The 26,480-nt window shown below is 46.1% G+C and carries 21 protein-coding genes, 1 riboswitch and 1 other annotated feature; of the genes, 4 read left to right on the forward strand and 17 right to left on the reverse strand.

The features are described from left to right. Nucleotides 1-15: 15 nt before the first annotated feature. Together K7399_RS07925 and K7399_RS07930 are read right to left on the reverse strand one after the other, a co-directional pair. Nucleotides 16-2,256 (reverse strand): ArnT family glycosyltransferase, encoded by a 2,241-nt coding sequence (locus K7399_RS07925; protein ID WP_139692851.1) that lies wholly within the window; start codon nt 2,254-2,256, stop codon nt 16-18. A gap of 207 nt (nt 2,257-2,463) precedes the next feature. Continuing rightward, entirely contained in the window at nt 2,464-4,104 is a 1,641-nt protein-coding gene (locus tag K7399_RS07930; RefSeq protein ID WP_128166864.1) for an L-lactate permease, read from the reverse strand. 214 nt (nt 4,105-4,318) lie between these two features. Between K7399_RS07930 and K7399_RS07935 the strand changes: the two genes are divergently transcribed. Continuing rightward, complete coding sequence (locus tag K7399_RS07935) at nt 4,319-4,633, forward strand: hypothetical protein (protein ID WP_028976839.1); 315 nt, start codon at nt 4,319-4,321, stop codon at nt 4,631-4,633. A 76-nt stretch (nt 4,634-4,709) separates the two neighbouring features. Here the strand turns inward: K7399_RS07935 and K7399_RS07940 are convergent, their stop codons facing one another. Genes K7399_RS07940 through K7399_RS07950 form a run of 4 tightly spaced genes read right to left on the reverse strand, consistent with a single transcriptional unit; the run spans nt 4,710 to nt 6,274 of the window. Further along, nucleotides 4,710-5,303, reverse strand: coding sequence for a DJ-1/PfpI family protein (locus K7399_RS07940; RefSeq protein ID WP_128166866.1), 594 nt, complete (start codon nt 5,301-5,303; stop codon nt 4,710-4,712). 45 nt (nt 5,304-5,348) lie between these two features. Beyond that, entirely contained in the window at nt 5,349-5,531 is a 183-nt protein-coding gene (locus tag K7399_RS16150; protein WP_164875492.1) for a ClbS/DfsB family four-helix bundle protein, read from the reverse strand. Beyond that, nucleotides 5,524-5,778 (reverse strand): ClbS/DfsB family four-helix bundle protein, encoded by a 255-nt coding sequence (locus K7399_RS16155; RefSeq protein WP_164875493.1) that lies wholly within the window; start codon nt 5,776-5,778, stop codon nt 5,524-5,526. Before K7399_RS16155 ends, K7399_RS16150 begins: the two co-directional genes overlap by 8 nt. Continuing rightward, a complete protein-coding gene (locus K7399_RS07950; RefSeq protein WP_028976836.1) occupies nt 5,759-6,274 on the reverse strand; it encodes a GNAT family N-acetyltransferase in 516 nt (171 codons plus the stop codon). Before K7399_RS07950 ends, K7399_RS16155 begins: the two co-directional genes overlap by 20 nt. Nucleotides 6,275-6,498: 224 nt before the next feature. On the opposite strand from K7399_RS07950, the gene K7399_RS07955 reads away from it, so the two are divergent. Both K7399_RS07955 and K7399_RS07960 read left to right on the forward strand, forming a co-directional pair. Further along, nucleotides 6,499-7,137, forward strand: coding sequence for a restriction endonuclease (locus tag K7399_RS07955; RefSeq protein WP_051575099.1), 639 nt, complete (start codon nt 6,499-6,501; stop codon nt 7,135-7,137). Nucleotides 7,138-7,823: 686 nt separating this feature from the next. Further along, a complete protein-coding gene (locus K7399_RS07960) occupies nt 7,824-9,425 on the forward strand; it encodes an AMP-dependent synthetase/ligase (RefSeq protein WP_051575107.1) in 1,602 nt (533 codons plus the stop codon). Between the two features lie 210 nt (nt 9,426-9,635). Here the strand turns inward: K7399_RS07960 and K7399_RS07965 are convergent, their stop codons facing one another. Together K7399_RS07965 and fumC are read right to left on the reverse strand one after the other, a co-directional pair. Continuing rightward, on the reverse strand, nt 9,636-9,860 hold the full coding sequence (locus K7399_RS07965; RefSeq protein ID WP_010026148.1) for a helix-turn-helix domain-containing protein: 225 nt from the start codon (nt 9,858-9,860) through the stop codon (nt 9,636-9,638). A gap of 132 nt (nt 9,861-9,992) precedes the next feature. Then, a complete protein-coding gene (gene fumC, locus K7399_RS07970; RefSeq protein ID WP_028976834.1) occupies nt 9,993-11,381 on the reverse strand; it encodes a class II fumarate hydratase in 1,389 nt (462 codons plus the stop codon). Between the two features lie 220 nt (nt 11,382-11,601). Here fumC and K7399_RS07975 point away from each other — a divergent pair, with 220 nt between their 5' ends. Then, nucleotides 11,602-12,069 carry a YslB family protein gene (locus tag K7399_RS07975; RefSeq protein ID WP_010026146.1) on the forward strand — a complete coding sequence of 156 codons (468 nt, stop codon included), beginning with the start codon at nt 11,602-11,604 and terminating at the stop codon, nt 12,067-12,069. Nucleotides 12,070-12,159: 90 nt separating this feature from the next. On the opposite strand, the gene K7399_RS07980 is transcribed toward K7399_RS07975, so the two are convergent. The 9 genes from K7399_RS07980 to K7399_RS08020 form a co-directional block, all read right to left on the reverse strand. Next, nucleotides 12,160-13,392, reverse strand: coding sequence for an aspartate kinase (locus K7399_RS07980; RefSeq protein ID WP_028976833.1), 1,233 nt, complete (start codon nt 13,390-13,392; stop codon nt 12,160-12,162). Nucleotides 13,393-13,568: 176 nt separating this feature from the next. Continuing rightward, a riboswitch (Lysine riboswitch) is annotated at nt 13,569-13,768 on the reverse strand. 61 nt (nt 13,769-13,829) lie between these two features. Continuing rightward, nucleotides 13,830-15,611: an excinuclease ABC subunit UvrC gene (gene uvrC / locus K7399_RS07985; protein WP_028976832.1), complete on the reverse strand. Its 1,782-nt coding sequence runs from the start codon at nt 15,609-15,611 to the stop codon at nt 13,830-13,832. Nucleotides 15,612-15,973: 362 nt separating this feature from the next. Beyond that, the gene (gene trxA, locus K7399_RS07990; protein WP_028976831.1) at nt 15,974-16,291 is read right to left on the reverse strand and encodes a thioredoxin; all 318 of its coding nucleotides are present in this window, start codon (nt 16,289-16,291) and stop codon (nt 15,974-15,976) included. Nucleotides 16,292-16,386: 95 nt separating this feature from the next. Beyond that, a complete protein-coding gene (locus tag K7399_RS07995; RefSeq protein WP_128166868.1) occupies nt 16,387-18,738 on the reverse strand; it encodes an endonuclease MutS2 in 2,352 nt (783 codons plus the stop codon). Nucleotides 18,739-18,796: 58 nt separating this feature from the next. Then, a complete protein-coding gene (gene polX / locus K7399_RS08000) occupies nt 18,797-20,566 on the reverse strand; it encodes a DNA polymerase/3'-5' exonuclease PolX (RefSeq protein WP_206612206.1) in 1,770 nt (589 codons plus the stop codon). Between the two features lie 52 nt (nt 20,567-20,618). After that, nucleotides 20,619-21,170, reverse strand: coding sequence for a CvpA family protein (locus K7399_RS08005; protein ID WP_037563299.1), 552 nt, complete (start codon nt 21,168-21,170; stop codon nt 20,619-20,621). Nucleotides 21,171-21,764: 594 nt separating this feature from the next. Continuing rightward, the gene (gene pheT / locus K7399_RS08010; protein ID WP_128166872.1) at nt 21,765-24,182 is read right to left on the reverse strand and encodes a phenylalanine--tRNA ligase subunit beta; all 2,418 of its coding nucleotides are present in this window, start codon (nt 24,180-24,182) and stop codon (nt 21,765-21,767) included. A 16-nt stretch (nt 24,183-24,198) separates the two neighbouring features. Beyond that, a complete protein-coding gene (pheS, locus tag K7399_RS08015) occupies nt 24,199-25,236 on the reverse strand; it encodes a phenylalanine--tRNA ligase subunit alpha (RefSeq protein ID WP_128166874.1) in 1,038 nt (345 codons plus the stop codon). A 52-nt stretch (nt 25,237-25,288) separates the two neighbouring features. Next, nucleotides 25,289-25,520 (reverse strand) — a binding site (T-box leader). A gap of 81 nt (nt 25,521-25,601) precedes the next feature. Beyond that, complete coding sequence (locus K7399_RS08020; RefSeq protein WP_037563298.1) at nt 25,602-26,360, reverse strand: TrmH family RNA methyltransferase; 759 nt, start codon at nt 26,358-26,360, stop codon at nt 25,602-25,604. Between the last annotated feature and the right edge of the window lie 120 nt (nt 26,361-26,480).

Raw genomic sequence — 26,480 nt, forward strand, 5'->3', positions numbered from 1 at the left:
CTTTTGCAAAATAAATCATGATTTCTGATAAACATATAAGTTTGATTGACCTCCTTGACCGTTCTGGCTGCTGTTTGAATTAGTGTCTGACCAGTCGCTTGTCGGCACTTTCTTAAAGTGTTTCTGAATCCAATTGGTTACACTGGAGCTGCTTCCCATGGCTTGACTTTCTGACAAGAGAAAATACTTGATTTCGCCTGCCTTTACCATTTTTTCCAATTTACTTACCGTTAATGCAGGGTCATTTCCGCTAAATCCACCCATGGCCATCACCGCATCGTTCGTTTTCAGCATGATCGAATACGCTGACTGAGCCCGTTCCACGCCAAGAATGTATTTTTCACCGGTATAATGCTTCCGTAGATAGGTCAGCAGTTTTGTATTCACTTGATCACCCATACCACGACGAACGCTTCTCGTCCGAGTTGGCGCTGCTCCAGATTCGTTTGACGGCATCTCGAATCTTGAAGTGCCTGCCTCCTGATTCATTGATGGGGCGCCACCTTCCGCATTGCCGCTTTGAGCTCTGCCCCTTTGACCGCCTCCGTTCATCCCCATACCGCCCATGCCGGTTTGCGTTGACGTTGGGCCGGCAACAGGAATAGAACTGTTGGTCTGATTAAAGGTTGAGGGCAGTGTCCAATACAGTGGTGCAAGCAGCATCACGAAGATACTTGTTCCAACAATAGCAGCTTGAATTTTCCGATCAGCGCTGCGCCAAATCAAGCCGATTCCTGTTGTCAGCACGGCGGCAATGATCAGAAGAATGATCCAGAGGGTTGCGATACTGTTCTGATAGAAGATGGCCGCTTCAAACAGCAGGGTCCCGCCAAAGGCGATTGGCAGCAGAAAGCTGCGCCATGAACGGGTCGAGTCGCTAAAATCTCGCCACATATACGTGAAACCAAGTCCTGTTAATGCGGCAATTGGCGGTGCGAGCAAACTTAGATAATAGTGATGGAAGAACCCGGCAATGCTGAAAAAGGCCATCGCCGGTACCAACCAAGCCAACCAGAAAATTGCAAACGCATGCTTCTGATCTAATTTTCGGCGTCGGAGGAAATCGGCGACAACCGCAATCCCGCTGAAGAGTACAAATGGGAGCAGCCAGCTCGCTTGTCCGGATAATGCTTTTGAGAACAAGCGCAGTGGACCGGCATTCCCTGTACCAAACATCCCGCCTTGCCGACCTGCGCCGCGTCCATCGTTCATGCCGCTGGGCGGTGTTCCCCCCATTGTTTTTCCTGAGACACTCGGCCCATCGCTTTGTGCACCATTGGCAGGTGTTCCATTCCCTGCGTTGTTTGATCCTCCCGGGCCGCCGTTCAGCGTGCCGGTTGGAGCCGTTCCTCCTGGAGCATGGTTTGCGTTGCCGTTCTGCGTGTTCTTATCGCTAAAAGGCACTTGTTGGGCTTGGCTTGCAGACGATTTTTGTCTGGTCGGCATTTTTCCCGCTCCTGCTCCGCCTTGTTGGCCAGTTAGTCGGGACACGCCATTGTAGCCAAAGGCAAGTTCAAGTACCGAGTTGGTTTGACTGCTGCCAATATAAGGACGTTTGTCTGCCGGAATCGAATCGACAACGACGGCCCATGAGAGCGAAATTGCTGCCAGAACAACCGTTGCGGCAACAAGATGCATGATTTTTTTCTTCCAATTCACTTTTACCGCAATAAAATAGAATAGATAAATAGCCGGGAGAATCATAAATGCTTCAAGCATTTTCACATTGAAGCCAATGCCAATCATCACAGCACTGAGCAGCAGCCAGCGCAGCTTCGTTGTTGCTGCGGCTTTGAATACAGCCCAAGCTGCAATCACTAAAGTCAGAATCAAAATACTGTCGACATTGTTGGTTCGGGTAACAGCAATAAAAATCGGCGTTACCGACATTGTAATTCCAGAAATAAAAGCAGCAATTCTCCCAGCCTTTTGTTTGACCATCTGATAGACAATCACAGTTGCGCTCACAGCAGCCAAGGCTTCCGGAAGCAGCACGCTGAAATTGCTGAAGCCAAACACTTTTGCACTCAGCGTCTGCAGCCAAAGTGCTACCGGAGGTTTATCTACGGTAATAAACCCTGCTGGATCAAATGAAGCGTAAAAAAAGTTGTGAAAATTTTTCATCATGCTTTTTACCGCAACCGTATAATACGCATTCGTACTTGCCTGACTTAGTAAAAAGAAATTCATAAATAGGGATAGAAGAATGACGCCTAGTAGATAAAAATCGATGCGCTTGTTTTTTAATAAGTTCATGAAAAAATCCTCCTCTGCGTAACCAACATCTCTCGGCTTAGCACCGATCATGACAAATGCTTTGCTTAACGTCAGTATGGCAGTGCATCCTTAAAGAATCCTTAACTTTACAAAAAAACGAAAAAGTGATTTCAAAAAGGGAGTTGCGCAGTCAATGATTGACTTGCGCAACTCCCTTTTGTAGTGATGCATATCCTTAGTTTCAGGTTATGGAATCATCCACTGCAGTACATAGGCCTGCAGAAATGTTATAACTCCGGTAATCGCAACAAATAAAAGGCTGTGCAAAATCGTGAAACGGAACAGACTTCCTTCTTTGCCAACAAGTCCGGTCGCTGCCGTTGCAACAGCGATCGATTGCGGTGAAATCATTTTTGCAGCTACCCCGCCGGTTGAATTGGCGGCGACAAGCAAAGTCGGATCGACACCGATCTGATTCGCCGACACTTTCTGCAAATTAGAAAACAGTGCGTTCGACGAGGTATCCGAACCGGTAAGAAATACACCAATCCAGCCGATAAAAGGTGCGAGGAACGGAAACACCACTCCCGTCGACGCCAAACCGAGGCCAAGCGTCGCACTCATTCCAGAATAATTTTCAATATAAGCAAAACCAAGAACGGAAACAATCATCACCAGAGGGAGTGCGAGCTTTTTAATAGTCAGCCCAAACGTTGCTCCCCACTTTTTCCAGCTGATCCCAATCAAGAATTTACTTAAAATGCATGTAACTAAAATAGCCGTTCCCGTTGCGGCAAGTCCATCAAATTTATAAACCGCACCATAAGGGGTAGCCTGTGTTACAATCGGTTTGACTTGGGCGATCATTTGATCCAAGCCAGGGATCGGAAGAAGTAACGTTGCCTGATTCAGAAACGCTTTGATACGTTCTGAGCCGCCCCAAATGCAGATGACAAGTACGAGCAAAACGAATGGCGACCATGCTTGCACGATTTGCCCCAAACGCTGTTTCGGTTTCCGCTCATCACGATCCACCGACTCCTGCTTCTTTTCGCCTTTAAATCGAAAGATGGTTTTTGGCTGCCAGAATTTTAATAACAAAACAAGACTGACCATGCTCACAATCGCAGAAGTGACATCAGGAAGTTCCGGTCCTAAAAAGTTGGCGGTCAAATATTGGGTACCTGCGAACGAAAGCCCACTGACCAGAATGGCCGGAAACACTTCAAGTGTTCGTTTCCATCCCGACATAATGAAAACCAACCAGAATGGAACAAACAGCGAGAGAAAAGGCACCTGGCGGCCGACCATTTGACTTAGCGAAAGCGTATCAATTCCTGTGACCTGAGCAGAAGTGAGAATGGGAATGCCGACACCTCCGAACGCAACAGGTGCCGTATTAGCGATCAAACACAACCCAGCGGCATAAAAAGGATTAAACCCGAGACCAGCAAGCAATCCGCCGGCAATCGCGACCGGGGTGCCGTACCCTGCCGTTCCTTCCAAGAATGCACCAAAAGAGAAGGCGATCAGCAATGCCTGCAAGCGGCGATCCTCCGTGATTGATGCAATCGAATCGCTGATCACTTGAAATTTTCCTGAAGCGACCGTTAATTCATACAGAAACACGGCAGTAACCACAATCCAGCCAATTGGCCAAAGCCCTTGCAATCCGCCAAGAACCGTTGCTTCGAGTGCAAGGTGCACCGGCATGTGATAGACGACTATTGCTTCAAGAACGGCGACGGCAACCGTCAGAAGTCCAGCTAAATACCCCTTCATTTTCTTAATCGCCAAACACCAGAAAAAAAATAATAACGGAATACAGGCAACAGCAAACGATAAAGCCATGTTCCCCATCGGATTATAATTCTGTGCCCATTGCATCAATCACTTCCCCTTTCTAGAATCAAAATGCCGTTCTGATAAAAAATAAAGCGCTTACATTTGTTGATTTTACACGGAGCTGCGTGCGTTTGCAATATAAATGTGACGATTTTGTGAATTGTATCGCTCGTGTTTTTTTATTCGATTAATGTTTTTTTAAGAAAAGCAGTGTACGCTTATTTTTGAAAAATTGATTGACGAAGAAGGCGCTATTATGGGAATTTCAAGCATTGGAGCATCCGGAACAGCAAAGCAAGTTTCATCTGGACAAGACGTATTGCAAACGATTGAAACACTCAAAAAACAGGAAGAAACCTTGCAAAACGAATTTAAACAGCAAAAATCTGAGAAAGAAAAACAGACGATTGGGCTGCAAATCCAGCAAATCGAGCTGCAGATTCAACGCTTGAAGTCCCGTAATCAACAGACGAACAGTAGTAGCACTTCAAAACCGCTCACGCAAGCAGCATCCACGCAATCTGTTGACGGCGATTTACTGACCATCAGCCAACACAATAATAAGAGCTGAGCAGCGAAAATAAGCCCTAGGTTCCTTCATTCCCCTAGGACTCATTTTCGCTTTTTTTAATCCAGCATTGCACTGCTCATTGATTTGTATTGGAAAATGGATCATGATGTTGATCACTGTTCCAAATATATTCAACAGCGCTTGCTATTGCTTCTGCCCTTGCGATACCAAATTGATCCGCAACAAAACCCAGTGCCAGATCAATGCCGGCGGAAACACCGGATGAAGTATAAAATTTATCATCACTGACCCAGCGGGCGCGGGCTTCCCATTGTACATTTGGGTTAACTTCTCGAGCCCATTCAAATGCGCGTTTATTGGAGGTTGCTTTTCTGCTATCGAGCAGCGTTGTTTTCGCCAGCAGCGCTGAACCGGTACATACGGTCAAACAGTAGGACGATTGTTCTGCCAATCTTTTTAATCGGCTAATAAACAGCTCATCCTCCACCAAAGGTCGTGTCCCTTGACCGCCTGGAATGAGCAGAATCCCGGATTTATCTACGTTCTCAATCGATTCTGTGATGATGGTGCCACTCTGCCTGCTTTCCACCGGCCCACCATCCATCGAACAGTAATGCAGGGCATACTCAGGAATACGGCCCAGCACTTCAACCGGTCCGAAAGCATCTAACGTCTCAAAATCAGGAAATAAAAGAAGATTAATATCCATGAATGATTACTCCTTTATTTAACGCGTCTATTCTCATCTTATAGTCTAAACGTTTCTCTTCCACTTTCTGATTTTTGCTCTAAAGCTTTTGAACGGAGCAACTGAATTAATATGAATCCACTTCCACATCGGCCAATTGGCATTCGTTACCGTCCACATTCTCACACCTGGTTGGAACCGTTCTTTATCATTCAGACCCTGAACCCAGGAGCACCATGCGTCAACCATTCCTGCAAATTGTGCAGGCAATCATTTCTTGAGGCGTCCGGTCGACCGGATCAAGCCGTTTATCTTTCATCGCTTCAGCAACCTCATCAAACTCGCTGATAAACAGTTGCGCCGTTTTTTGAATTTCAGCAATCAGCGCTTCTTTGGTTTCATAGTTTTGCATGAGATCCCCCCAGATTCTTCCATCGAAAAGCGTTCGATCAGGAATAATTGCATCCGCTTCCATATCATGAATCACTTCGCTCATCTAGCCGTTTGCTTAAGAGAAACAGTTCACCGTATTTTCCCATCACCCTCGTTCCATAATCGATGTACCCTACTTTTTCATAAACATGTTGGGCAATCGTATTTTTATGATTTACCGCTAAAATAACCTCAGTTGTAGCTGGAAAATGGACATTGATGAATGCGTCCAGAACGCACAGCGCTTTTGATGCTATTCCCTTTCCTTGAAAATCAGCGTTCACAGAAAAAGCCCTTAAAAGCAACGCCCGTCGATTTTGACTATACGGTTTCACACCGTTCCAACCATGAAGCACGAAAAATCCGGCTGGTTTATGATGATACAAAATGACAATAGGATGCCTCTCTGAGTCATGTTCACATGCAATGATTGAATCCATAGGCATCCCGCTGTACATGACCTGTTCATCAGTCAGATGGTAATGCCTAAGTTCCTCTTTATATTGCTGATTATAAAATGCTAATGCAACTCTGCCCTCATTCTCTTTCAATTGATCCATAGTTTACCTTCCCGGTTTGTCATCAATCGTTTCTTCTACTACAATGAGTATTATATTTTTTAATACATTTATTAATTTTTATTTTAACAATAATTCCTGTTTTTGAGTTCATTATTTTCTTTCAAAGACAGCGTTTATGGATCTAGAAGATATTGTTTGTTCCTTCAGATATAAAGTGGATAGAGCCACTTTAATAAATAAAATCAATGAAGGGGAAGAAATAAGTGAACCAACGTCAGAGAAAAAATATTATTGAACTTGTACGAATCAGCTTGTTACTTTTTTGTGTTGGATACGTTTTATTAAACCGTTTAAGTATACCGTACTTAATTGCTAGTATTGTTATCCCGCAGGTCATTGCATGGTTATTAGGAACGATTCTACCAAAAGCAACGTCACCCACAGATAAGCGAAACAAGCAGTCCATCAAATCTAGCCGCCCCAAAAAAATATCTTCCAAAAAATTATCGTACACTGAATTAATGACTGAGAAGATTGATAACTTATCCGGTGAAGATTTTGAAAAGCTGGTCTACTACTATTTCAAAGATAAAAAATTCAAACCGCAGCTCACTGAAAAAAGTGGTGATCACGGGGTCGACTTAGTCATTGAAGATCCAAACGATGGATTGAAAATTGCGGTGCAATGTAAACGCTGGAAAAATAACGTTGGAAATGGCGATTTAATCAAGCTGCATGGTGGGAAAAGATTTTATAAATGTCAAAAGTCACTTTTTATAACAACAAGTTTTTACACGCCTAAAGCAAAGGAATTCGCTAGTGAATGCAACATTGATACTTGGAATGGGCTACAAGTACAATCCAAAATTGATGGCTGGCGGAAAAGAAAAAATAATATTTAGCGAAACAAGAGTGCGTCTATTAGTTCTGATGTGATTATTTTGAACGATCATTACCGCACTTGCGAGCAGTCTATGTCTAAGCTATTAAACGATAGGGTACTAATCGCGTGATGTTGATGAATTCTCGAACCAACTAAAAAGTGCTAGAAATAGTGACTAAAGAGAAAAGGATGGTTAGAAATCACCATCCTTTTTTGCTATCTTTATCGTTGATTTTCCACCGTTCAGCTTCGCTAAATCGCTTAACCATTCGATCGTCAATAATAGAGTCTCCCTTTTTGTACTCCTTACAAAAGATAGTGCATACAAATCCGTTCTATCGCCAAAGATCCATTCAAAAACTAATTGCTGGCTATTTTTAGGCGGCGATGCCCTCAACAACTAAATTCTGATTTCATTCAAATGCTCAACCGGAGTATCCGTAATAACAATTAAGCATCTCAATTGTTATTAATTGAAACTATCCATAAAAAATCAACGTATTTAGAGAGGAGATTAAAAATTCTCAATTTATGTGATCAATCCAATGTTTTCGATGTGCTTAAGAGCAAACCGACTTGCGCAGTTGGATGAACAATTGGCTGAGAAAAATTGCTGAAAGATCATAAATGACGAAAAGGTGAAGGGGCTCTCATTTGAAAACAAAACCGTTGAACAACGCCACACGGTATACTAATTTTCGAGAAATGATTTACGCAAGTGCAAAGAAATTCAGAAAAAAGACTGCCTTCCAAATAAAGATTAGAAGCGGGAGCTACCGATACGTGAGTTATGCTCAATTTAAACAGGGGTACAGGGCGGTAGGCACACATTTTCTAAATCTCGGCTTGCACGGTAAGCGAATCGCAGTCATCGGTAAAAACAGCTACGCATGGGTGCTGCACTATGCGTGTGCCGCTACGGTCGGTGTGGCGGTTCCAATCGATCGTGAACTGTCACCTGAAGATATGCATCAATTCATTGTCAGTGCCGACTGTGCCGCGATATGTGCGGACAAGGAGATCCTCGAACAATTAAGACCACTCATCAGCAGTCAACGATTACTTTTGCCTTTGCAGGATACCCTGCCAGCGATAGCTGCAGATGATACGCGCATTGACACAGTTCCGATTGCTGAAGATGAAATGAGTGTGCTTATTTTCACTTCAGGCACTTCAGGAAAGCCAAAAGGTGTGTGCCTTTCTCAAAGGAATATTTGCGCGAATATTTTTGCGACTTCACAAATCGTAAAAATCACGTCACGCGACAAAACACTTTCAATCCTGCCACTATGTCATACGTACGAATGCACATTGGATTGCTTGCTTATTCTTTCACGTGGTGCCTGCATTGCTTACGCCGACAGCCTGAATGCGATACGCCGCAATATTCTTGAATATCGGCCAACGCTTCTCGTCGTCGTTCCTGCGCTATTGCAACTTTTAGACAAGCGGATTCAAGCGGCTATCGCAAAAAATAGTCCGGCAAAGTATCAAGCAAAGCTCAAAACATCGTCACTCTCAATGGCGCTTCGAGACTTACCTGCGCTTGTAAGAATGGCAATTCGTCGAAAAGTGAAGAAATCGCTTGGGGGCAAAATTCATACATGCATTGTCGGCGGGGCAGATCTTCCCTCTGCTGTGGTCGAGGATTTTCTAGCACTTGGCATCAGAGCTTTACAGGGCTATGGGCTTACGGAAACAGCTCCTCTTTTGGCGGGTAACAATGATTTTTATTTCAATGCTAAATCAACTGGTGTTGCGGTCCCCGGCGTCGAATTGATGATCGACAGCCCCAATGAATCCGGTGTCGGCGAAATTCTTGCCAAAGGCGACAATATCATGCTCGGTTACTTTAACGATCCGGAGGCTACGGCCAACACATTCTGCAACGGTTATTTTCGGACAGGTGATTTAGGATTCATCGCTGAGGACGGCGCCCTGTATATCAAAGGGCGCATGAAGAATGTCATTGTCACAGCTAATGGCAAAAACATTTATCCGGAGGAATTAGAGGCACGCCTGTTAGAAAAAGAAACGATCAGTGAAGCACTTATTCTTACGGGGAACGATCGTAACGGAAGTATTTGCGTGAGGGCCAAAATATTCCCGAATTTAGATTGCGTCACCGAATTGGTCGGCCATCTGCCTGCCAAAGAAGAATTACAGGCGATGATAAAATCAATTATCGATGACGTGAACAACAAAATGCCAAATTATAAACACATCCGTATGTTTGAAATTCTGGAAAACGAGTTTGAGAAAACAACGACAAGAAAAATCAGACGATGCGGCATGAATCTCGTTTGATCGAATCCGGCAAACAAAGCGCATGCTATGAGGACAGCACGCCGCTTACAGAAAAGCAAGGCTAATGCCCGTATTTAAATAGATAAAGTTCATCGCACCATCATTTATCAGAGAGCTTTTTAGCGCTGTCCCCTATTATACGCTAAAAAGTTCTCTATTTATTTTTAAATAAAAAACAACAGCCGGCCCTTATTCAGGAACCGGCAGCTGCTATAATTTGAGTTCTCCGAGTCTCAAAAGTTCGACAACCGCTTGGGAGCGTCCCTTCACACCTAATTTCTGCATGGTGTTCGAGATATGGTTCCGAACTGTTTTTTCACTGATGAAGAGTTCTTTTGCTATGTCGCGTGTTGTCTTGTCTTGAACGAGAAGTTCGAAAACTTCTCGTTCTCTCTTCGTCAGCAATGGTTTTGGACGGTGGTATTCTTCTTTCAAATTTCCCCCTCCTTGCTCAGCAGAAGAGCGGGCGGGAAAGGCTTTTAGTCACTTACAGTTTATGACGTGAGGCACGATGCGTGCGCAGATTGATTATTTTACGCAAAGTTACATGAAACGTTCTTGGGACGATTATTGGTGCGGGTGAACCATCTGCTCCGGTTTAACCAGTGCATCAAAAGCTTCACCGCTTAAAATGCCCAGTTTAATTGCCGCATCGCGAAGGCTGATCCCCTCTCGATGGGCTAATTTAGAAATTTTCGCCGCTTTTTCATAGCCGATCTTCGGATTAAGCGCAGTGACCAGCATTAAAGAATGATGCAGAAAATAATCGATTTGTTCTTTGTTTACCTTGATTCCTGCAGCGCAATGAGCGGCAAAGGAATGCATCACATCACCAAGCAGTTTCGTGGATTGGAGAAAATTATAGCCAATCACCGGTTTAAATACATTGAGCTCAAAATTGCCTTGACTCGCTGCAAAACCGATTGCCGCATCGTTTCCCATGACTTGAACAGCAACCATCGTTACGGCTTCGGCTTGTGTCGGATTGACCTTTCCTGGCATAATCGAGCTGCCCGGTTCATTCGCTGGAATTTCCAATTCGCCAAGTCCGCAGCGCGGTCCGCTCGCCAGCCAGCGCACATCATTGGCGATCTTCATCAAATCAGCCGCAAGTGCCTTTAATGCGCCGTGAGCGGCAACGACGGCATCATGACTGGTCAAGGCGTGAAACTTGTTCGCAGAAGCGTGGAATTTCTTGCCTGTAATTGTACTGATTTCCTCAGCAGCCTGGTCGCCAAATGATGCCGGTGCGTTCAGTCCGGTGCCTACCGCTGTTCCGCCGATCGCCAAACTCTTCAAATGATCAAGCGTATTTTCGATCAGCACCTTTGACTCCTTCAGCATGTACGCCCATCCACTGATTTCCTGTCCTACGGTCAGAGGCACTGCATCTTGAAGATGGGTACGGCCAATTTTCACGATGTCGCTGAATTCTGCGGCTTTTTGATCCAGAATGGTTTGCAGTTCATCCAGTGCAGGAAGGACATGGTCTTCAACCGCTTGAACAGCAGCGATATGTAAAGCCGTAGGAAATGTATCATTGGAGCTTTGTGCTTTGTTTACATCATCATTGGGGTGTACGTGCTGATCAATCCCTTTTGCCTTAAGAAGCTGACTGGCACGATTGGCCAGCACTTCATTCATATTCATATTTGACTGGGTTCCGCTTCCGGTTTGCCACACAACAAGGGGAAACTCTTCATCCCACTTTCCGTCAATCACTTCATCTGCTGCTTCCGCAATGGCTTCGGCTTTATCCGAATCTAGAAGCGTAAGCTTTTGATTGGCAATCGCCGCTGCTTTTTTCAGGATTGCGAAGGCTCGGACGATTTCCAGCGGCATTTTTTCCCATCCGATCTTAAAATGATCCTTGCTTCTTTGCGTTTGTGCAGCCCACAGACGTTCTGCAGGGACGCTCACTTCACCCAAAGTATCATGCTCCACTCGATCGTTCATTCATCTCTCAATCCTTTCTTGTTACTGTCTTTAGTTTTGCACATTCGGCTGATTTTGTGAATCATTTCTTGACATGTGCTTGATTGTGAAACACAATTTAGAAGTTCTCCCCCTAAAAGAAAAAGACGAGAACATCATAAAAAATAAACTGTGCAGCGCATCATTCTTTCATAGTGAAACAGCGAAAAGACCGTTATAATAGTTTGTGGAGGGATAGAAGATGACGAGAAATGAAACCTGTCCACAGCCGGAGCACTACGGTGACGCGACCGTACCGGCTTTTGGTTATGAATTGATTCGAAATTTATTAATTCCAGAACTTCTGAACAAGGAAACTGCTCCAATCTTGTACTGGTCCGGTCGTAAGCTCGCCAGACGGTATCCACTCGAAAATGAGCAGCAAATCATCGACTTTTTTACTCGCGCCGGATGGGGGCATTTGCAGCAAGTCAGTCAATCAAAAAATAAAACGACGTTTGAATGCAGCTCCGCACTTGTTGAAGCGCGGATTAAGGATTTCCCAAACACAGACAGCTTTTCACTTGAATCCGGATTTATTGCTGAACAAATCCAGCATCAAACCGGCTGCGTCGCGGAAACCTATATGGAAGTGAAAAATGGTCGTCAAAAAAAGATTGTTTTTCAAGTGAAATGGGATGCAAAGGATCATGTACATAACAATGAATGATCTGTTGCTTCCAAAAACAATCAAAATCCCCCGAGAATGGGTCACATCCTCGGGGGATTATTTGCATCGAATCGTTTCATTGTATTCAGATCAAAGGCTGACCGACTCTTCCTCCGACAAGTGGAAGGTTTCATGAAGTGTGTCAAGCGCTTCAATCAACTTGGCCTCATCAATGATTGTTGAGACTTTGATCTCCGATGTGCTGATCATTTTAATCTTAATCTTTTGGCTGGCGAGCGCATGGAACATTTCTGCTGCAACCCCTGGGTTAGAGGCCATGCCTGAGCCGACGATCGACAACTTGGCCAATTCCGATTCATAGATCAGCTGCTGATAGCCCAGTTCTTTTTCGCTTCCACGGAGAACATCCAATGTCTCTTCCAGAAGTTCATGATCAACGGTAAAAGACAGGTTTGTTCGCGCTTCATCAAGCACATTCTGCACAATGACGTCGATATTGATCTTTTTATCTGCAATTGTATCAAAAACGCGCGAGACCGCCGACACATTATTCGGCAGTCCAAGCAATGTCACTTTGGTAACATTTTTTTCAAAAGCGAGTCCACGAACCGACTTACTCGTTTCCATTGATACTTCCTCCTTAATGACCGTGCCTTCCTCATCGGTAAATGAGGAGCACACGACGAGTTCAAGATGACTGTTTTTTGCGTACTCAACCGCCCGCGGATGAAGGACGCCCGCTCCAAGGTAAGCCATCTCGAGCATCTCATCGTAACTGATTTCCTTAAGTTTTCGCGCCTTTTTCACGAAGCGCGGATCGGTCGTGAAGACACCGGTCACATCTGTGTATATTTCACAGCGCTTCGCAGCGAATGCTTCGGCAATCGCTACTGCCGATGTGTCTGAACCGCCGCGGCCCAATGTTGTAATGTCGCCAGTTTCGGTGACGCCTTGAAAACCTGCGATGATGATGATTGAGCCTTCATTTAATTGTGGACGGATCAGGGAGGTGTCAATCGATGCAATCCGTGCATTTTCGTGAACCGCTTCCGTCTTGATTCCAGCCTGCCAACCCGTGTATGAGATCGCTTTATGGCCGCGTTCGTTCAGCACCATTGACAGTAAAGCAATGGTCACCTGTTCACCCGTTGACAAAAGCACATCCATTTCCCGTGTTGACGGCCGATCAGAAATCTCGCCGGCCATAGAGACCAACTGATCGGTTGTTTTCCCCATGGCAGAAACAACCACGATCACTTGATCGCCGGCTTCTTTTTTCTTAATGACTTTATCCGCTACCTTCTGCAGCCGTTCCACCGATGCGACGGAGGTTCCGCCAAATTTCATTACTGTTAAAGCCACCTAAACTCGCTCCTTTAAACGCTGACCGGCATTTTTCATTTCGCTTTTCCGGATCCTCTCTCAAGAAGCTTTGGGATCTCTCTGATAAGCGATGACTCCTTATTCATCAAGATCTGCAGTGACAAAAAGAACAGCGAGAAAATCCCCGCTGTTGAACAGTCAATCGTTTTTCAACATGCTGAGATAGTTCTCCACACTACTTCGTCAAGGCAATAGCCCCTTCAAGTGTGACAGCTCTGCATTTATTCAATGCAGGTCCAGCCCGGAACGGACATGAATCCGTTCCCGCTTCGGCAGACTTCCCTTCCGGACGCGTTCATAAAAGTTCATGCTTCTCGCGCGGCCTACTGATGAAGACTGCTCCTCTATCACTTCAGATATTTGAAAAATTAAGTTATGGAAATTATAACAAACCTCAACCGCCGAAACAATACCTTTTAATCGTTCTGATCCAAATAAGTACGCACCGATTCAGCAACTTTCTCCGGAAGCCCTGCCTCATGCAGTTCCTCTCTGCTCGCTTCTCGAATTTTTTTCATCGAACCAAATTTTCGCAGCAGCATCTGTTTTCGCTGATTTCCAATTCCCGGAATATCGTCAAGGAGCGAATGAATCATCGCTTTCGCCCGAAGCTGGCGGTGGAACGTAATCGCAAATCGGTGGACTTCATCTTGAATGCGCTGCAGCAGATAGAACGCCTGACTGTTACGGGGAAGCGGAACCGGCTGCGACGGTTCGCCGACCACCAGTTGCGCCGTGCGATGCTTTTCATCTTTTGCCAACCCGGCTACCGGAATATACAGACCAAATTCATTTTCCAGCACATCAATCGCTGCGGATAACTGGCCTTTGCCTCCATCAATTAAAATCAGATCCGGCAGCGGCCTATTTTCTTTTAGGAGGCGTCCGTAGCGGCGGCGCACAACCTCACGCATGGTCGCAAAGTCGTCCGGCCCATTCACCGTCTTGATCCGATACTTGCGATAGTCGCTTTTCTTTGGACGGCCATCTTCAAAAACAACCATCGCTGAAACCGGATCTGCCCCTTGAATGTTTGAATTGTCAAAGGTTTCAATGCGGCGCGGCGCCGGCATATCGAGCGCTTCGCCCAACTGTTCGACCGCGCCAATGGTCCGATTTTCATCACGTTCAATCAGTGCAAATTTTTCTTTCAACGCAATGCGTGCATTTTTTACGGCCATTTCAACCAAATCTTTTTTTCGTCCGCGCTGTGGTTGGATTACATCGGTTTCCAGCATTTGCGCGATTAACGCTCGGTCCACCGATTGCGGAATCAGCACTTCTTTCGGCTTCAAATGATTCTGATGGCTGTAAAATTGACCGATAAATGTTAGAAAATCTTCTTCCGGTTCCTGATAGAAAGGAAAAAGAGATACTTTTCGTTCAATCAGCTTGCCTTGGCGCATGAAAAAGACTTGGACACACATCCAGCCTTTGTCAAAGGAGTAACCGAAAACGTCACGATCATCCAGATCATTAAAAATAATTTTCTGTTTTTCCATGACCGTTTCAATATTATTGATCTGATCGCGCAGCTCTTTTGCCTTCTCGAAGTTGAGTTGATCGGAAGCTTCCAGCATTTCCTGCTTCAGTTTCCTCTTCACGTCCTTATAACCCCCGCCGTTAAGAAATCGGGTGATCTCCTCTGCCATCGTCCTGTAGGTTTCTGGAGGAATTTCGTTGACGCAAGGGGCTAGGCATTGGCCGATATGATAATAAAGACAGACGCGGTTCGGCAAGGTACGGCATTTTCGCAGCGGATAGAGATGATCCAGAAGCCGCTTCGTTTCATTCGCTGCGGTGACGTTCGGGTACGGGCCAAAATACTTGCCACTCTTGCGATTGACTTTACGTGTGATGATCAGCCGCGGATACTTTTCAGAAGTTAATTTAATATAGGGATAGCTTTTATCATCCTTGAGCATGATGTTGTAACGCGGCTCGTACTTTTTAATCAAATTAATCTCTAGAAGCAATGATTCAATTTCTGATGAGACCACGATATATTCAAAATCGGCAATATCAGCAACCAGACGCTGTGTTTTGGCATCGTGAGACCCGCTGAAATACGAATGTACGCGGTTAAATAAGTTTTTCGCTTTGCCGACATAGATAATTTCGCCTTGGCTATTCTTCATCTGATAACAGCCCGGCTGTTTGGGAAGAAGGCTCAATTTTTCTTTAATTTTTTCATTTATCATTGATGATCATCCTTTAACTGCAGTTAGAAAAACCAACAAGCTCGAGCTTACTTCCGCAGGATGCGCCGGTTTTTTAATTTTCAGGCTGACGTTGGTTTGTAGCTTTGCGGTTGTGCATCAACGCTTCGGTTGCTCGCTTGCCGCGGGCAGTCCGGAAACCTCCTCGGCTCTTGGCAAAATGCCTGCGGGTTCTCCACTTGGCTTGCATCAACAAGGTGCAATCTCGCGGGCGTGCCCGAGCATATGAGCATTTGCTTCACAGGCTTTCCTCGACCAAACGCATAGACCTTGCAAAGAAAAGCCGGGGCGGCTTTGCGTCTGCAAATCGTCCCGGCTTCTTTGGTTGCATTCAGTTCGAATCAGCCGATGTGCTGTTTAATCCGTTCTGCCAGTGCTTCTTTCGGCTGGAAGCCGACAACTTTGTCAACCACTTCGCCGTCTTTGAACAAGAACATCGTTGGGATACTCATAACCCCATATTTGCTTGCTGTTGCTTGATTTTCATCAACATCCAGCTTCACAATTTTTAGATTATCCGCTAATTCAGAATCGACTTCTTCAAGAACCGGGGCCATCATTTTGCATGGTCCGCACCAAGTTGCCCAAAAGTCGGCAAGGACAAGTCCCTTAGAAGTTTCATCCGCAAAATTTGCGTCGTTTACTTGACTAATCGCCATTTCAGAAAAACCTCCTTGATTAAATCAGAATGCCTTATGAAACAAAGTATAGCATGTGCAATGATTTGATGCCATTATTCAGCTTGAGCACTAAATCACTTAAATTCAACAACAGTGACACCGCTTCCGCCTTCACCTTGCGACCCTAGTCGCGCGTTTTTCACGCGTGGATGACGATCAATTAATTTGCTGACACCTTTTCGCAGCGCTCCGGTTCCCTTTCCGTGGATAATTGAGACGCGTGCATAACCGGCCAGCATTGCTTCATCAAGGTATTTTTCGACGCGGCGCATTGCATCTTCATAGCGCTCTCCGCGAAGGTCAAGTTCCGGTCGGACGGTTTGGGCAGCTGTTCGAACATTCACGACTGGTTTCGCTTGTTTCTTCTCCTTGATCCGTTTCAAATCATTTGCTTTCACATTCATTTTCAGAATCCCGGCCTGAACCAAATAGTCTTGATCGCTGATTTTGCTGACAATGTAGCCTTCCTGACCGAAGCTGATAATTTTCACCGTATCGCCAGGATGAAAACTACGATCCAACTTCTGTTCCGGTTTCTTGACTTGATCGGAATCCTTTGGCTGCAATGAATCCAGTGCGTGTGTCAGCTTGGTTTTGGCATCGATGAGCTGATGTTCCTTTACATTGCCGCTGTGCTGGTAGTTACGCAGTTCCTCAATAATTTCTTCTGCCTCACGCCGTGCACCGCTTAGTGCTCGTTCTGCCTTTTCACGCGCTTTGTTAAGAATTTCTTCCTTTGACCGCTCCAATTCATTGAGTTTTTTGGTCAGATCCGCTTCACGTGCCTCAACCTCGAGCTTCAGCTTGCGTGCTCGCTCTTCTTCGCGCTCTGCGGTTTTTCGATTTTGCTCGAGTGAGGCAATCATTTTATCGACCTGATTCGTTTCCGTGCTGATTTGAAGCTTAGCGCCAGCAATGATCTCTGCCGGCAGACCTAATTTTCGAGAGATTTCAAAAGCATTGCTTCGCCCCGGCACGCCAAGCAGCAATCGATAGGTTGGGCTCAACGTTTCGACATCGAATTCGACGCTGGCGTTCATCACGCCTTGCCGCTCGTAAGCATAGGCTTTCAACTCACTGTAGTGCGTCGTGCAGACAATCGTTGCCCCTTTACCATAAACCGCGTCTAAAATCGACATTGAGAGCGCTGCACCCTCCTGGGGATCGGTTCCCGCACCCAGTTCGTCAAAAAGAACAAGACTGTTGAAGTCTACCCGTTTTAAAATCGCAACAATATTGGTCATATGTGAAGAAAAAGTACTCAGGCTCTGCTCAATTGACTGCTCGTCGCCAATATCAGCAAATACTTCACGGAACACACTAGCTTCTGATCCTTCATCAACTGGAATTTGCAGCCCGGACTGGGCCATGAGCGTCAGCAGTCCTGTTGTTTTCAATGAAACGGTTTTCCCGCCAGTATTGGGGCCGGTAATGATCAGTGCGTGTGTGTGCTCATCAAATAGAACATCAATCGGAACGACACGTTGGCGATCAATGAGCGGATGACGCGCTTTTTTCAACCGAATAATCCCTTGATCGTTCAGTTTCGGGCGAGTTGCTTTGATTTCGTGCGCATAACCGGCTTTGGCAAAGATAAAATCCAATTGCGCCAGTACTTCTATGTTCTCAAGCATCACTTCCGCGTACTCGGAGGTTTCCTCAGAGAGGGCGCGTAAAATCCGTTCGATTTCATGGCGCTCCTTTGCTCGTGCTTCACTAAGTTGATTGTTCAAGTCAACAATTGCCTGAGGTTCAATAAATAAGGTGGCTCCGGAAGCAGACTGATCATGAACAATACCGCCAAACGAAGCACGGTACTGCTGTTTGACCGGGATGACCTGACGATCATTTCGAATGGTTATGATTGTTTCTGAAAGCATTTTTCCGCTCGAACGGACGATGTTTTCCAGCTTTTGTTTCACACGGCTGTCACATGTACGAATCTGTCCGCGAATATGCCGAAGCGCAGGACTTGCCGAATCCATGACGCCGCCTTGATCATCAATCGCACGACGAATCTTTCGTTCTAATTCGCCCGGAGGATCAATCGTTTCCGTGCACTCCTGTAAAATGGGAAGTTCGAGTTCTTGATCTTCAATTAAATTCAAAATAAACTTCTTCATCAGGCGAGCGCCGCGAATCGTGTCGGCAAGATCAATCAACTCTCTGGCTTGCAGTAACCCGCCGATTTTTGATCGTTTGAGTGCCGGACGAACATCGGTAATGCCGCCAAATGGCACGGAACCCTTGAGACGCAGTACGGTTGCTCCTTCATCGGTTGCTTCTTGCATTTCTATGACTTTATCTAGCTCTCCTGATGGTGTGAGCGCATGGATCAGCCCTTTTCCAAGTGATGAGGCCGTATGGCGCATTAACTGTTGTTTAATTTTTTTGTAGTCGAGAATGCTTAGTGCGTGTTCGTTCAATCATGACATCTCCCTCAACTTGAGGTTGTTTCTTTATCGATTCTCGTGCAAAATTCGTTTATTCCGTTGTGACCGTTATACCGGATTTTTGCTGATGTAAAAAGGTCTTTAACTGTGCTTCGCTCCAAGTGTTCAGCACCGTTTGCGGTCGAATTCCCGCTCGGATTGCTGTTTCAACGCCAAGCGCCATGTCATTCATCATTTCCATCGAATGACTGTCCGTATCAATGGCAATTTTTACACCTGCATCCTGAACCTTGCCCAGCCATTTTGCGGATAAGTCCAGCCGGAATCGGCTGGCATTTAATTCAAGCGCTGTTCCCGTCTCTTTTGCGCGTTCAATTAACCGCTCCACATCAACAGCATACCCGCGTCGTTTACCAAGTAATCGGCCGGTCGGGTGGGCAATCAGACGGACATAGGGGTTGCGGCAGGCGTTCTCCAGCCGTTTCATGATTTGGCTATGACTCTGTGAAAAGGAAGAATGAATCGAAGCAATAACGAAATCAAGCTGGGCCAGCACATCATCCGGATAATCCAAGGATCCGTCCGGCAAGATATCCATTTCAACACCCGCATAGAGTGTGAAATCATCAAAGCGCGCATTGATTTTCTCAATTTCTTCGCGCTGGCGCAACAACCGCTCACTGCTTAATCCATGAGCAACACGCAGGGAATGCGAATGATCGGTCAAGCAGGCATAAGTATACCCTTTCGCTCGCATCGCTTCAGCCATTTCAGCGATCGTATGTGCCCCATCACTCCAGGTCGAGTGCATATGCAGATCCCCTTTAATATCAGACAAGTGAATCAGAGGCAGCGGACCTTTCTTCGCCCACTCCAATTCATCTTTACCCTCGCGAGCTTGCGGCGGAATGAAGCTGCAGCCAAAGTCGCGATAAATCGCAGACTCCGTTGTGAATGTACGTACTGAACCGTCCTCACATTCAATCCCATATTCGCTGATTTTTTCATTGCGCTCCTTGGCGAGACGACGAAGCAGAACATTGTGTTCCTTTGACCCGGTAAAATGAAGCAGCATCGATGCATACGTTTGCTTCGTTGCATAGCGAAAATCGACCGATACATGATTCGGATCATCTAAAATGACGGTCATCTTCGCTTCGCCTTTGCCGACCACTTCGTGTATCGGCAATTCTTTTAACAATTGTTCTGAGACGAATTCAGGTTCATCGGTTTCAATGACGAAATCCAAATCCTTCATCTTCTCCTTCGTGCGTCTCAAGCTCCCTGCCTTTGAAAAGCGAGCGATAGCCTCGATGGATTGGAGAATCTGTGCCAATTGTTCCGACAAGTCAAGCATGTAAGGGAGCGCAAGCTGTGCCGGACGCTTTTGTTCATTTAAAGCTTGAAGGATGCGTTCCTCACTTTTCTCTCCGAAACCGGACAGTGCACGCACCTTCTCTTGTTCACAGGCGGCTCTCAAGGTGTTTTGATCGACTACACCCAGTTCTCGATACAATCTGCCGATCTTTTTCCCGCCAAGCCCGGGCAACCGCAGCAGATCAAGCAGCCCGCTCGGAATCTCTTTTTCGAATGCCTGCAACACTGATGATCTGCCGCTGCTCATCAGTTCATCAATGACCATTGCTGTTGATTTGCCGATACCCTTCAGCTTGCTGACGTCCTCAATTTGATCCATCGACCGTGGATCATTCTCAAGTGCAAGTCCGGCACGATGATAAGCGGCAACTTTGAACGTATTCTCGCCCTTAATTTCCAAATATAATGCAATCGTATCTAAGTGTTTGATGATTTGTTTTTTATCCACAATTGTCACCTTTGAGTGCTTATTATTCGCATGCATCTAGCTAGAAACACTGTCAGTTAGGTTAAAAACCGCATGTGCTCCATCATCGTCAGCCGATTAATCCGGCAAAAGCAACCCATATTTCTTTCAGCAGGTTGGAAAAGTACGGCGTGTGGGTGATCATCGACTGAGCGAGCGAGGATTTATCAATGGCTGATTGAATCTCGCTGACAGGCGTTAATGAGCCCGCGTAAAGTAAAAAGAATAAGATTAAATAAATCTCTGCGAAACCAAGAACCGCTCCGCCTAAGTGATTGACTGAGCGCAAGATTGGCAATTCAGCCAAAAAGTTAAGCGTCGAGCCGAGAATATTCAAGATTATTTTGGTTGCAATAAATAAGATCACAAATGCGATCGCGCGATAATAAGCGGTCTGCAGGTCCATCGTCCCGAGAAATTGAAACATTCCGCTTTCTGAAGCAGAGGTTGGAAATGGAATCCAAAATTTCAATGTGCCTGCCAATGGTTTAAAGTACATAAATGCGACAATATAGGCGATGATAAAACTCGCCAAATGCACGAGCTGCAAAATTAAACCGCGCCGAAAACCATTAAAAAGTCCTGAGGCGAGCAGAATAATTAAAATGAGCGTGAGAAGCATAAGATCTATCCCAACTTTCTTTTTTTGCATCATTTCGAGCTGTTCACAATCATTCTTAAAACTTTGCGATTAAAGCCGCTTTTTGTCTTTATCATATCAGAAACGCAAGCGATTGAAAAACAACTTCCATGTATGAACTCCTCTCACTTAGATAGAGAGACTGGAAATTAACAAGTTGTTTGAAAAACCAAGTTGTGCTTGGTCCTTACTTCCGCAGGATGCGGTGGCTTTCGCGTTGCATACAGGACGTACTTTCACAGGATGTGATGACTTTCGCGTTGCATACAGGACGTATGCGCACTTAGCGAAAGTTCCTTTAGGGAAGTTCCTTTAGGAAAGTTCCTTTAGGAAAGTTCCTTTAGGAAAGTTCCTTTAGAAAAGTTCCTTCATACATGTATGATGGTCTCCTGTCTTTTCGGTGCTGAATCGTCGCTCCGATTGCTCGCTTGCCGCGGGCGCCCGAGCTCCTCCGCTTTGATTCTTAACCAAGCCATGGGGCTATGGGTTTGTAGATGGGGCAATATCATAAGTTTTCTTTGCCTGCAAAAAAAGACCAATGCGATTCGCTCGCACTGATCTTTTCGTCATTCTGATTTATCCGCGCAGTTCTGCTCCAAATTCATCAGCGCAGGCTTTGATAATCTTTTCATGCACTGCGTTTACTTCATCATCGGTCAACGTGCGTTCCGGGTCTTGGTAGACAAGCGAGAATGCAAGTGATTTCTCGTCGTCTGCGACATGGGAACCTTCATAGACATCGAAGAGACGGAGCGAATGAAGCAGCGGCGCGCCATTTTTGCGAATGACACGGTCAAGATCGGACGCTGCTGTTGCCCGCTTCACAACGAGTGCAATATCGCGCGTTGTCGATGGAAAACGCGGCAGCCCCTGATAGGTGATGCCCAGTTCACCATGACGGATCAACGCGTCAAGGGCAACTTCAAAAACAAACGTTTTATTCAGATCGTTATCCTTCTCAACTTTTGGATGAAGGGCGCCGACATAACCGATAACCTCTCCATTTCTAAGAATATCAGCAGTTTGTCCAGGATGCATGCCCGAACGCTTCGCTGGTTGATAAGAAATCTGGCTGCTCACACCAAGTGCATCAAACAGTGTTTCAACAATTCCCTTTACCGAGAAGAAATCAACATCGTTTGCTTCGCCTTCCCAGGTCCGCTCACTGCGTTTGCCGGTAATTATTCCCGCCAGATGTTCTTCCTCCGCAGGTCGTGCTGCGCCGGCAACAGGCAAAAATACCTTTCCAATTTCATAAAACTTTACATTGGGCATTTGCCGATTGAGATGGTAGTGCACCACATTTATCAGTTGCGGGATCATGCTCTGACGCAAAGCCGCATGCTCTTCGCTCATCGGCCAAATGACTTGCGTTGGCGCTGCCTCTTGATTGCGAACTGCATAAGATGCTGCGCTTTCCTTTGTCGTTAACGAATAGGTGTATACCTGACTGAGCCCTGTTCCTTCCATCAGCGCCTCGACCCTGCGACGTGCCTTCTGATACGGAGTAAGGGCCGCATGTGCCGATGTGCCTTCAGGCAGTGTCGCCTTAATGTGGTTATAACCGAAAACACGGCCGACTTCTTCAACGAGATCTTCTGGAATGGTTACATCAAAACGTCGAGCCGGGACGGATACATGCATGGTATCGCCCTCGGTTTCAACAGAAAAATGCAACCGTTTCAGCGTACCGGTGATCTCTTCAAGCGTCAGTTGGGCACCAAGCACTTGATTAATCTTTTGCCACGGCATCGTAATCATGCAATCTGGAACCGTTCGTTCGCCGGCATCGACAATCCCGCGCAGAACGGTCGCATCAGCAAACTGAGTCAGCAATTCCGCTGCACGATCCGCTGCGGAAACAACGCGATTGCGATCAATTCCTTTTTCATAACGGCTGCTGGCATCGGAGCGCAGCTGCAGTCTGGCAGCCGTCCGGCGAATGGAAATCGAATCGAAAACGGCTGCCTCAAGCAAAACATTTTTCGTTGCTGCAGAAACTTCCGTATTTTCGCCGCCCATCACACCGGCGACTGCTACACCTTGCTTGCCGTTAGTGATCAGAAGATCCTCGTTTGTCAGCTTGCGTCGTTGTCCATCCAGGGTCGTGATTTCTTCATTCTCTCCCGCTGCACGAACCAGTACGCGTTCCGATCCGAATTGATCATAATCAAACGTGTGGAGCGGCTGCCCGTATTCCAGCATGACATAGTTTGAACTATCCACAACATTGTTAATTGGCCGAACGCCGGCCGCGATCAATCGAAGCTGCATCCAGCGCGGGGAAGGCTTCATATTAATTCCGGTCAGCAGACGTGCACCGTAATAAGGAACTTTTTTCGGGTCGGCAATCATGACCTGAATTTTCTCACTTGCCTCTTGATCCGACTCTTCAATATGCGGTTTGGCTAAGTGAAGTGGACGGTCAAGAATCGCGCTGACTTCATAGGCAACACCGATCATATTCATACAATGCGCACTGTTCACTAAAATATCCAATTCCAGAAGTGCATCATCCAAATTTAAGAAAGGAAGCGCATCCGCCCCGACTGGCACTTCGTCATCAAAGACGTAGATCCCGTCTGCGTATTCCTTTGGTACATAATTATGATCAAAGCCCAGTTCATCTAGCGAACAGATCATTCCGTTCGACACTTCACCGCGCAATTTAGCCCGTTTGATTTTAACATTGCCGGCGATTCTTGCACCGACCGTTGCAACCGGTACTTTTTGACCGGCAGCAACATTTGGCGCACCACACACAATTTGCACCGTCTCACTGCCAAGGTTCACTTGGCATAGATGCAGCTTTTCTGCTTCCGGATGCTGCGTGCATGACTCAACTTTGCCGACAACGATTCCTTTTAATCCTTCGCCGGGATAATTGAGATGTTCCACCTCAATTCCGGCGTTGGTAATTTTATTTGCTAAATCTTCCGGTGTAATACCGTCTAAGTCAACGTAGTCCTGAAGCCAATTATAAGAAACCAGCATGGTTTAATTTTCCTCCTTAAGCCCGATAAAATTGTTTTAAGAAACGAATATCGTCGGTGTAGAAATGGCGAATGTCTTCAATCCCGTACTTCAGCATCGCAATCCGTTCCGGTCCCATGCCAAATGCAAAACCGGTATACTCGCTCGGGTCAAACCCAGACATCCGAAGGACATTCGGGTGTACCATTCCGGCACCGAGAATTTCAATCCAGCCGGTTCCCTTGCAGACGTTGCAGCCATGACCGCCGCACTTGAAACAGGAGATATCCATTTCCACCGATGGTTCGGTGAATGGAAAGAAGCTTGGACGCAGACGGATTTCACGATCTGCCCCGAACATATGCTTGGCGAATACCGTCAGAATTCCTTTTAGATCGCTTAAGCGAACCTTGTGATCCACATAGAGTCCTTCGATTTGCATAAACTGATGGGAGTGCGTCGCATCGTCATTATCGCGGCGGTATACCTTGCCCGGACAAATAATTTTCACCGGGCCAACTCCTTTATGCTTCTCAAGCGTACGTGCCTGCACCGGTGACGTATGGGTACGCATCAGAATGTCATCCGTAATATAGAAGGAATCCTGCATATCGCGAGCCGGATGATCCTTCGGCAAATTCAGCGCTTCGAAATTGTAGTAGTCTTGCTCGACTTCAGGTCCTTCTTCAATCGAGAAGCCTAAACCGATAAACAAATCCTCCACTTCGCGAATGATTGATGCGAGCAAATGATGGCTCCCCGGTACGGTTTTTCTTCCCGGCAGCGTGACATCAAGTTTCTCCGATTCGAGTTTCAGGTCAAGCAGTCTGGCTTCTAAATCGGTCTTCTTTTCTTCAATTCTCGCAGCGATCAATTGACGAACCTCGTTGGCAAGCTTGCCGACATCCGGCCGTTCTTCCTTGGAAAGCTTACCCATGCCTTTCAAAATTTCCGTAATCGGTCCTTTTTTGCCGAGAAAACGGACATGCGCTTCTTGAAGTGCCTTCAACTCATCCGCTGAGTCAATGTTGCTCAGTGCCTGCTGACGCAGCTCAAGCAATTTCTCTTTTAACATCTGTCTTCATCCCTTTGCACTTTTTTCGGAAACCAAAAAAGCTCCGCCCCTGAAAAGGGACGAAGCGTCGCGGTACCACCCTCGTTGACAGTCTCTGATCGACTGTCCACTTAAAACGTTTAACGGCGCGTGCCGGCGCATTCTAGACCGGCATGTCTACCGGTGTTCAAACGGCAACTCAAGAGTGAATTCATTCGATCCGACCCATAAGCAGGCTTCCAGTCGACGGCCTGCTCTCCCTGAATGGTAAATATCGAAGTACTGCTCTCCATCATCGTTTTTCCATTCATATCGGTTCATCTCATGAAACATGAATCCGATCTTTCATTTATGCGTGTACTCCTAGTATAGGCAATTCAAGTCGCTTATGCAAGCCTTGCTGATTCAAGCCAATAAAGCAGAATACCGGATGCCACGGCGACATTCAGCGATTCAGCACGGCCAGCCATCGGGATCTTTACCTGCCGATTCATTTGTGCCAACAGTTCCGGTGACGCCCCGTTGCCCTCATTGCCGACAACGAGTCCATAATGAGGACTGGACACCTTAACCTGATGCAGCTCATCGCCTTGAAGGGAAGAACCATATAATGGAATGTTCAGCTGTTTCATTTCGTCAGCCAGCGTAAACAAGTTCTTATGGATCACCGGAAGATGGAAGTGCGACCCTTGCGCGGAACGCAGCGTCTTCGCATTGTAGCCGTCAACACACCCATCCCCGAGATAGATCGCGTCCAGTCCGAAAGCGTCCGCAGTTCGGATCAGCGTCCCTAGATTTCCTGGGTCTTGTACCCCGTCAACGAGTAAAAAACGTCCCGGTTTAAGAGCAAGCGATGAGCTTTTCATATCACAAACAGCAATAATGCCTTGTGGGGTTTCCGTTTGTGATAACTCGGTAAAAATTTTGTGGGTCACCTGAAAGACTTCAATAGAATCAAGCGGCCAATCAGCTGGAAGATGAAAAGCTTCATCAATCAGAATCGAGTGCACATGTTCCTTGGCAGAAAAAACCGCTTCCTGTGCAAGATGCGGTCCTTCAATCAAATACATTTGCTCCCGTTCGCGCCATTTTCGCGTTTTTAATTTTTTCCATAACTTAACTTTTTCGTTTTGCAAAGACACCATTCGACGCACAATGAGAACTCCTTCTAAGCAGTAAACACGCGGCATGCTCGCTGCTTTGTCTATTCAATCTGTACTTATACCCAATTTTTTCGCATAATTGCGCTTTCGCTACCCATACTA

It is taken from the genome of Sporolactobacillus terrae, assembly GCF_019930545.1.
GTDB lineage: Bacteria > Bacillota > Bacilli > Bacillales > Sporolactobacillaceae > Sporolactobacillus > Sporolactobacillus terrae.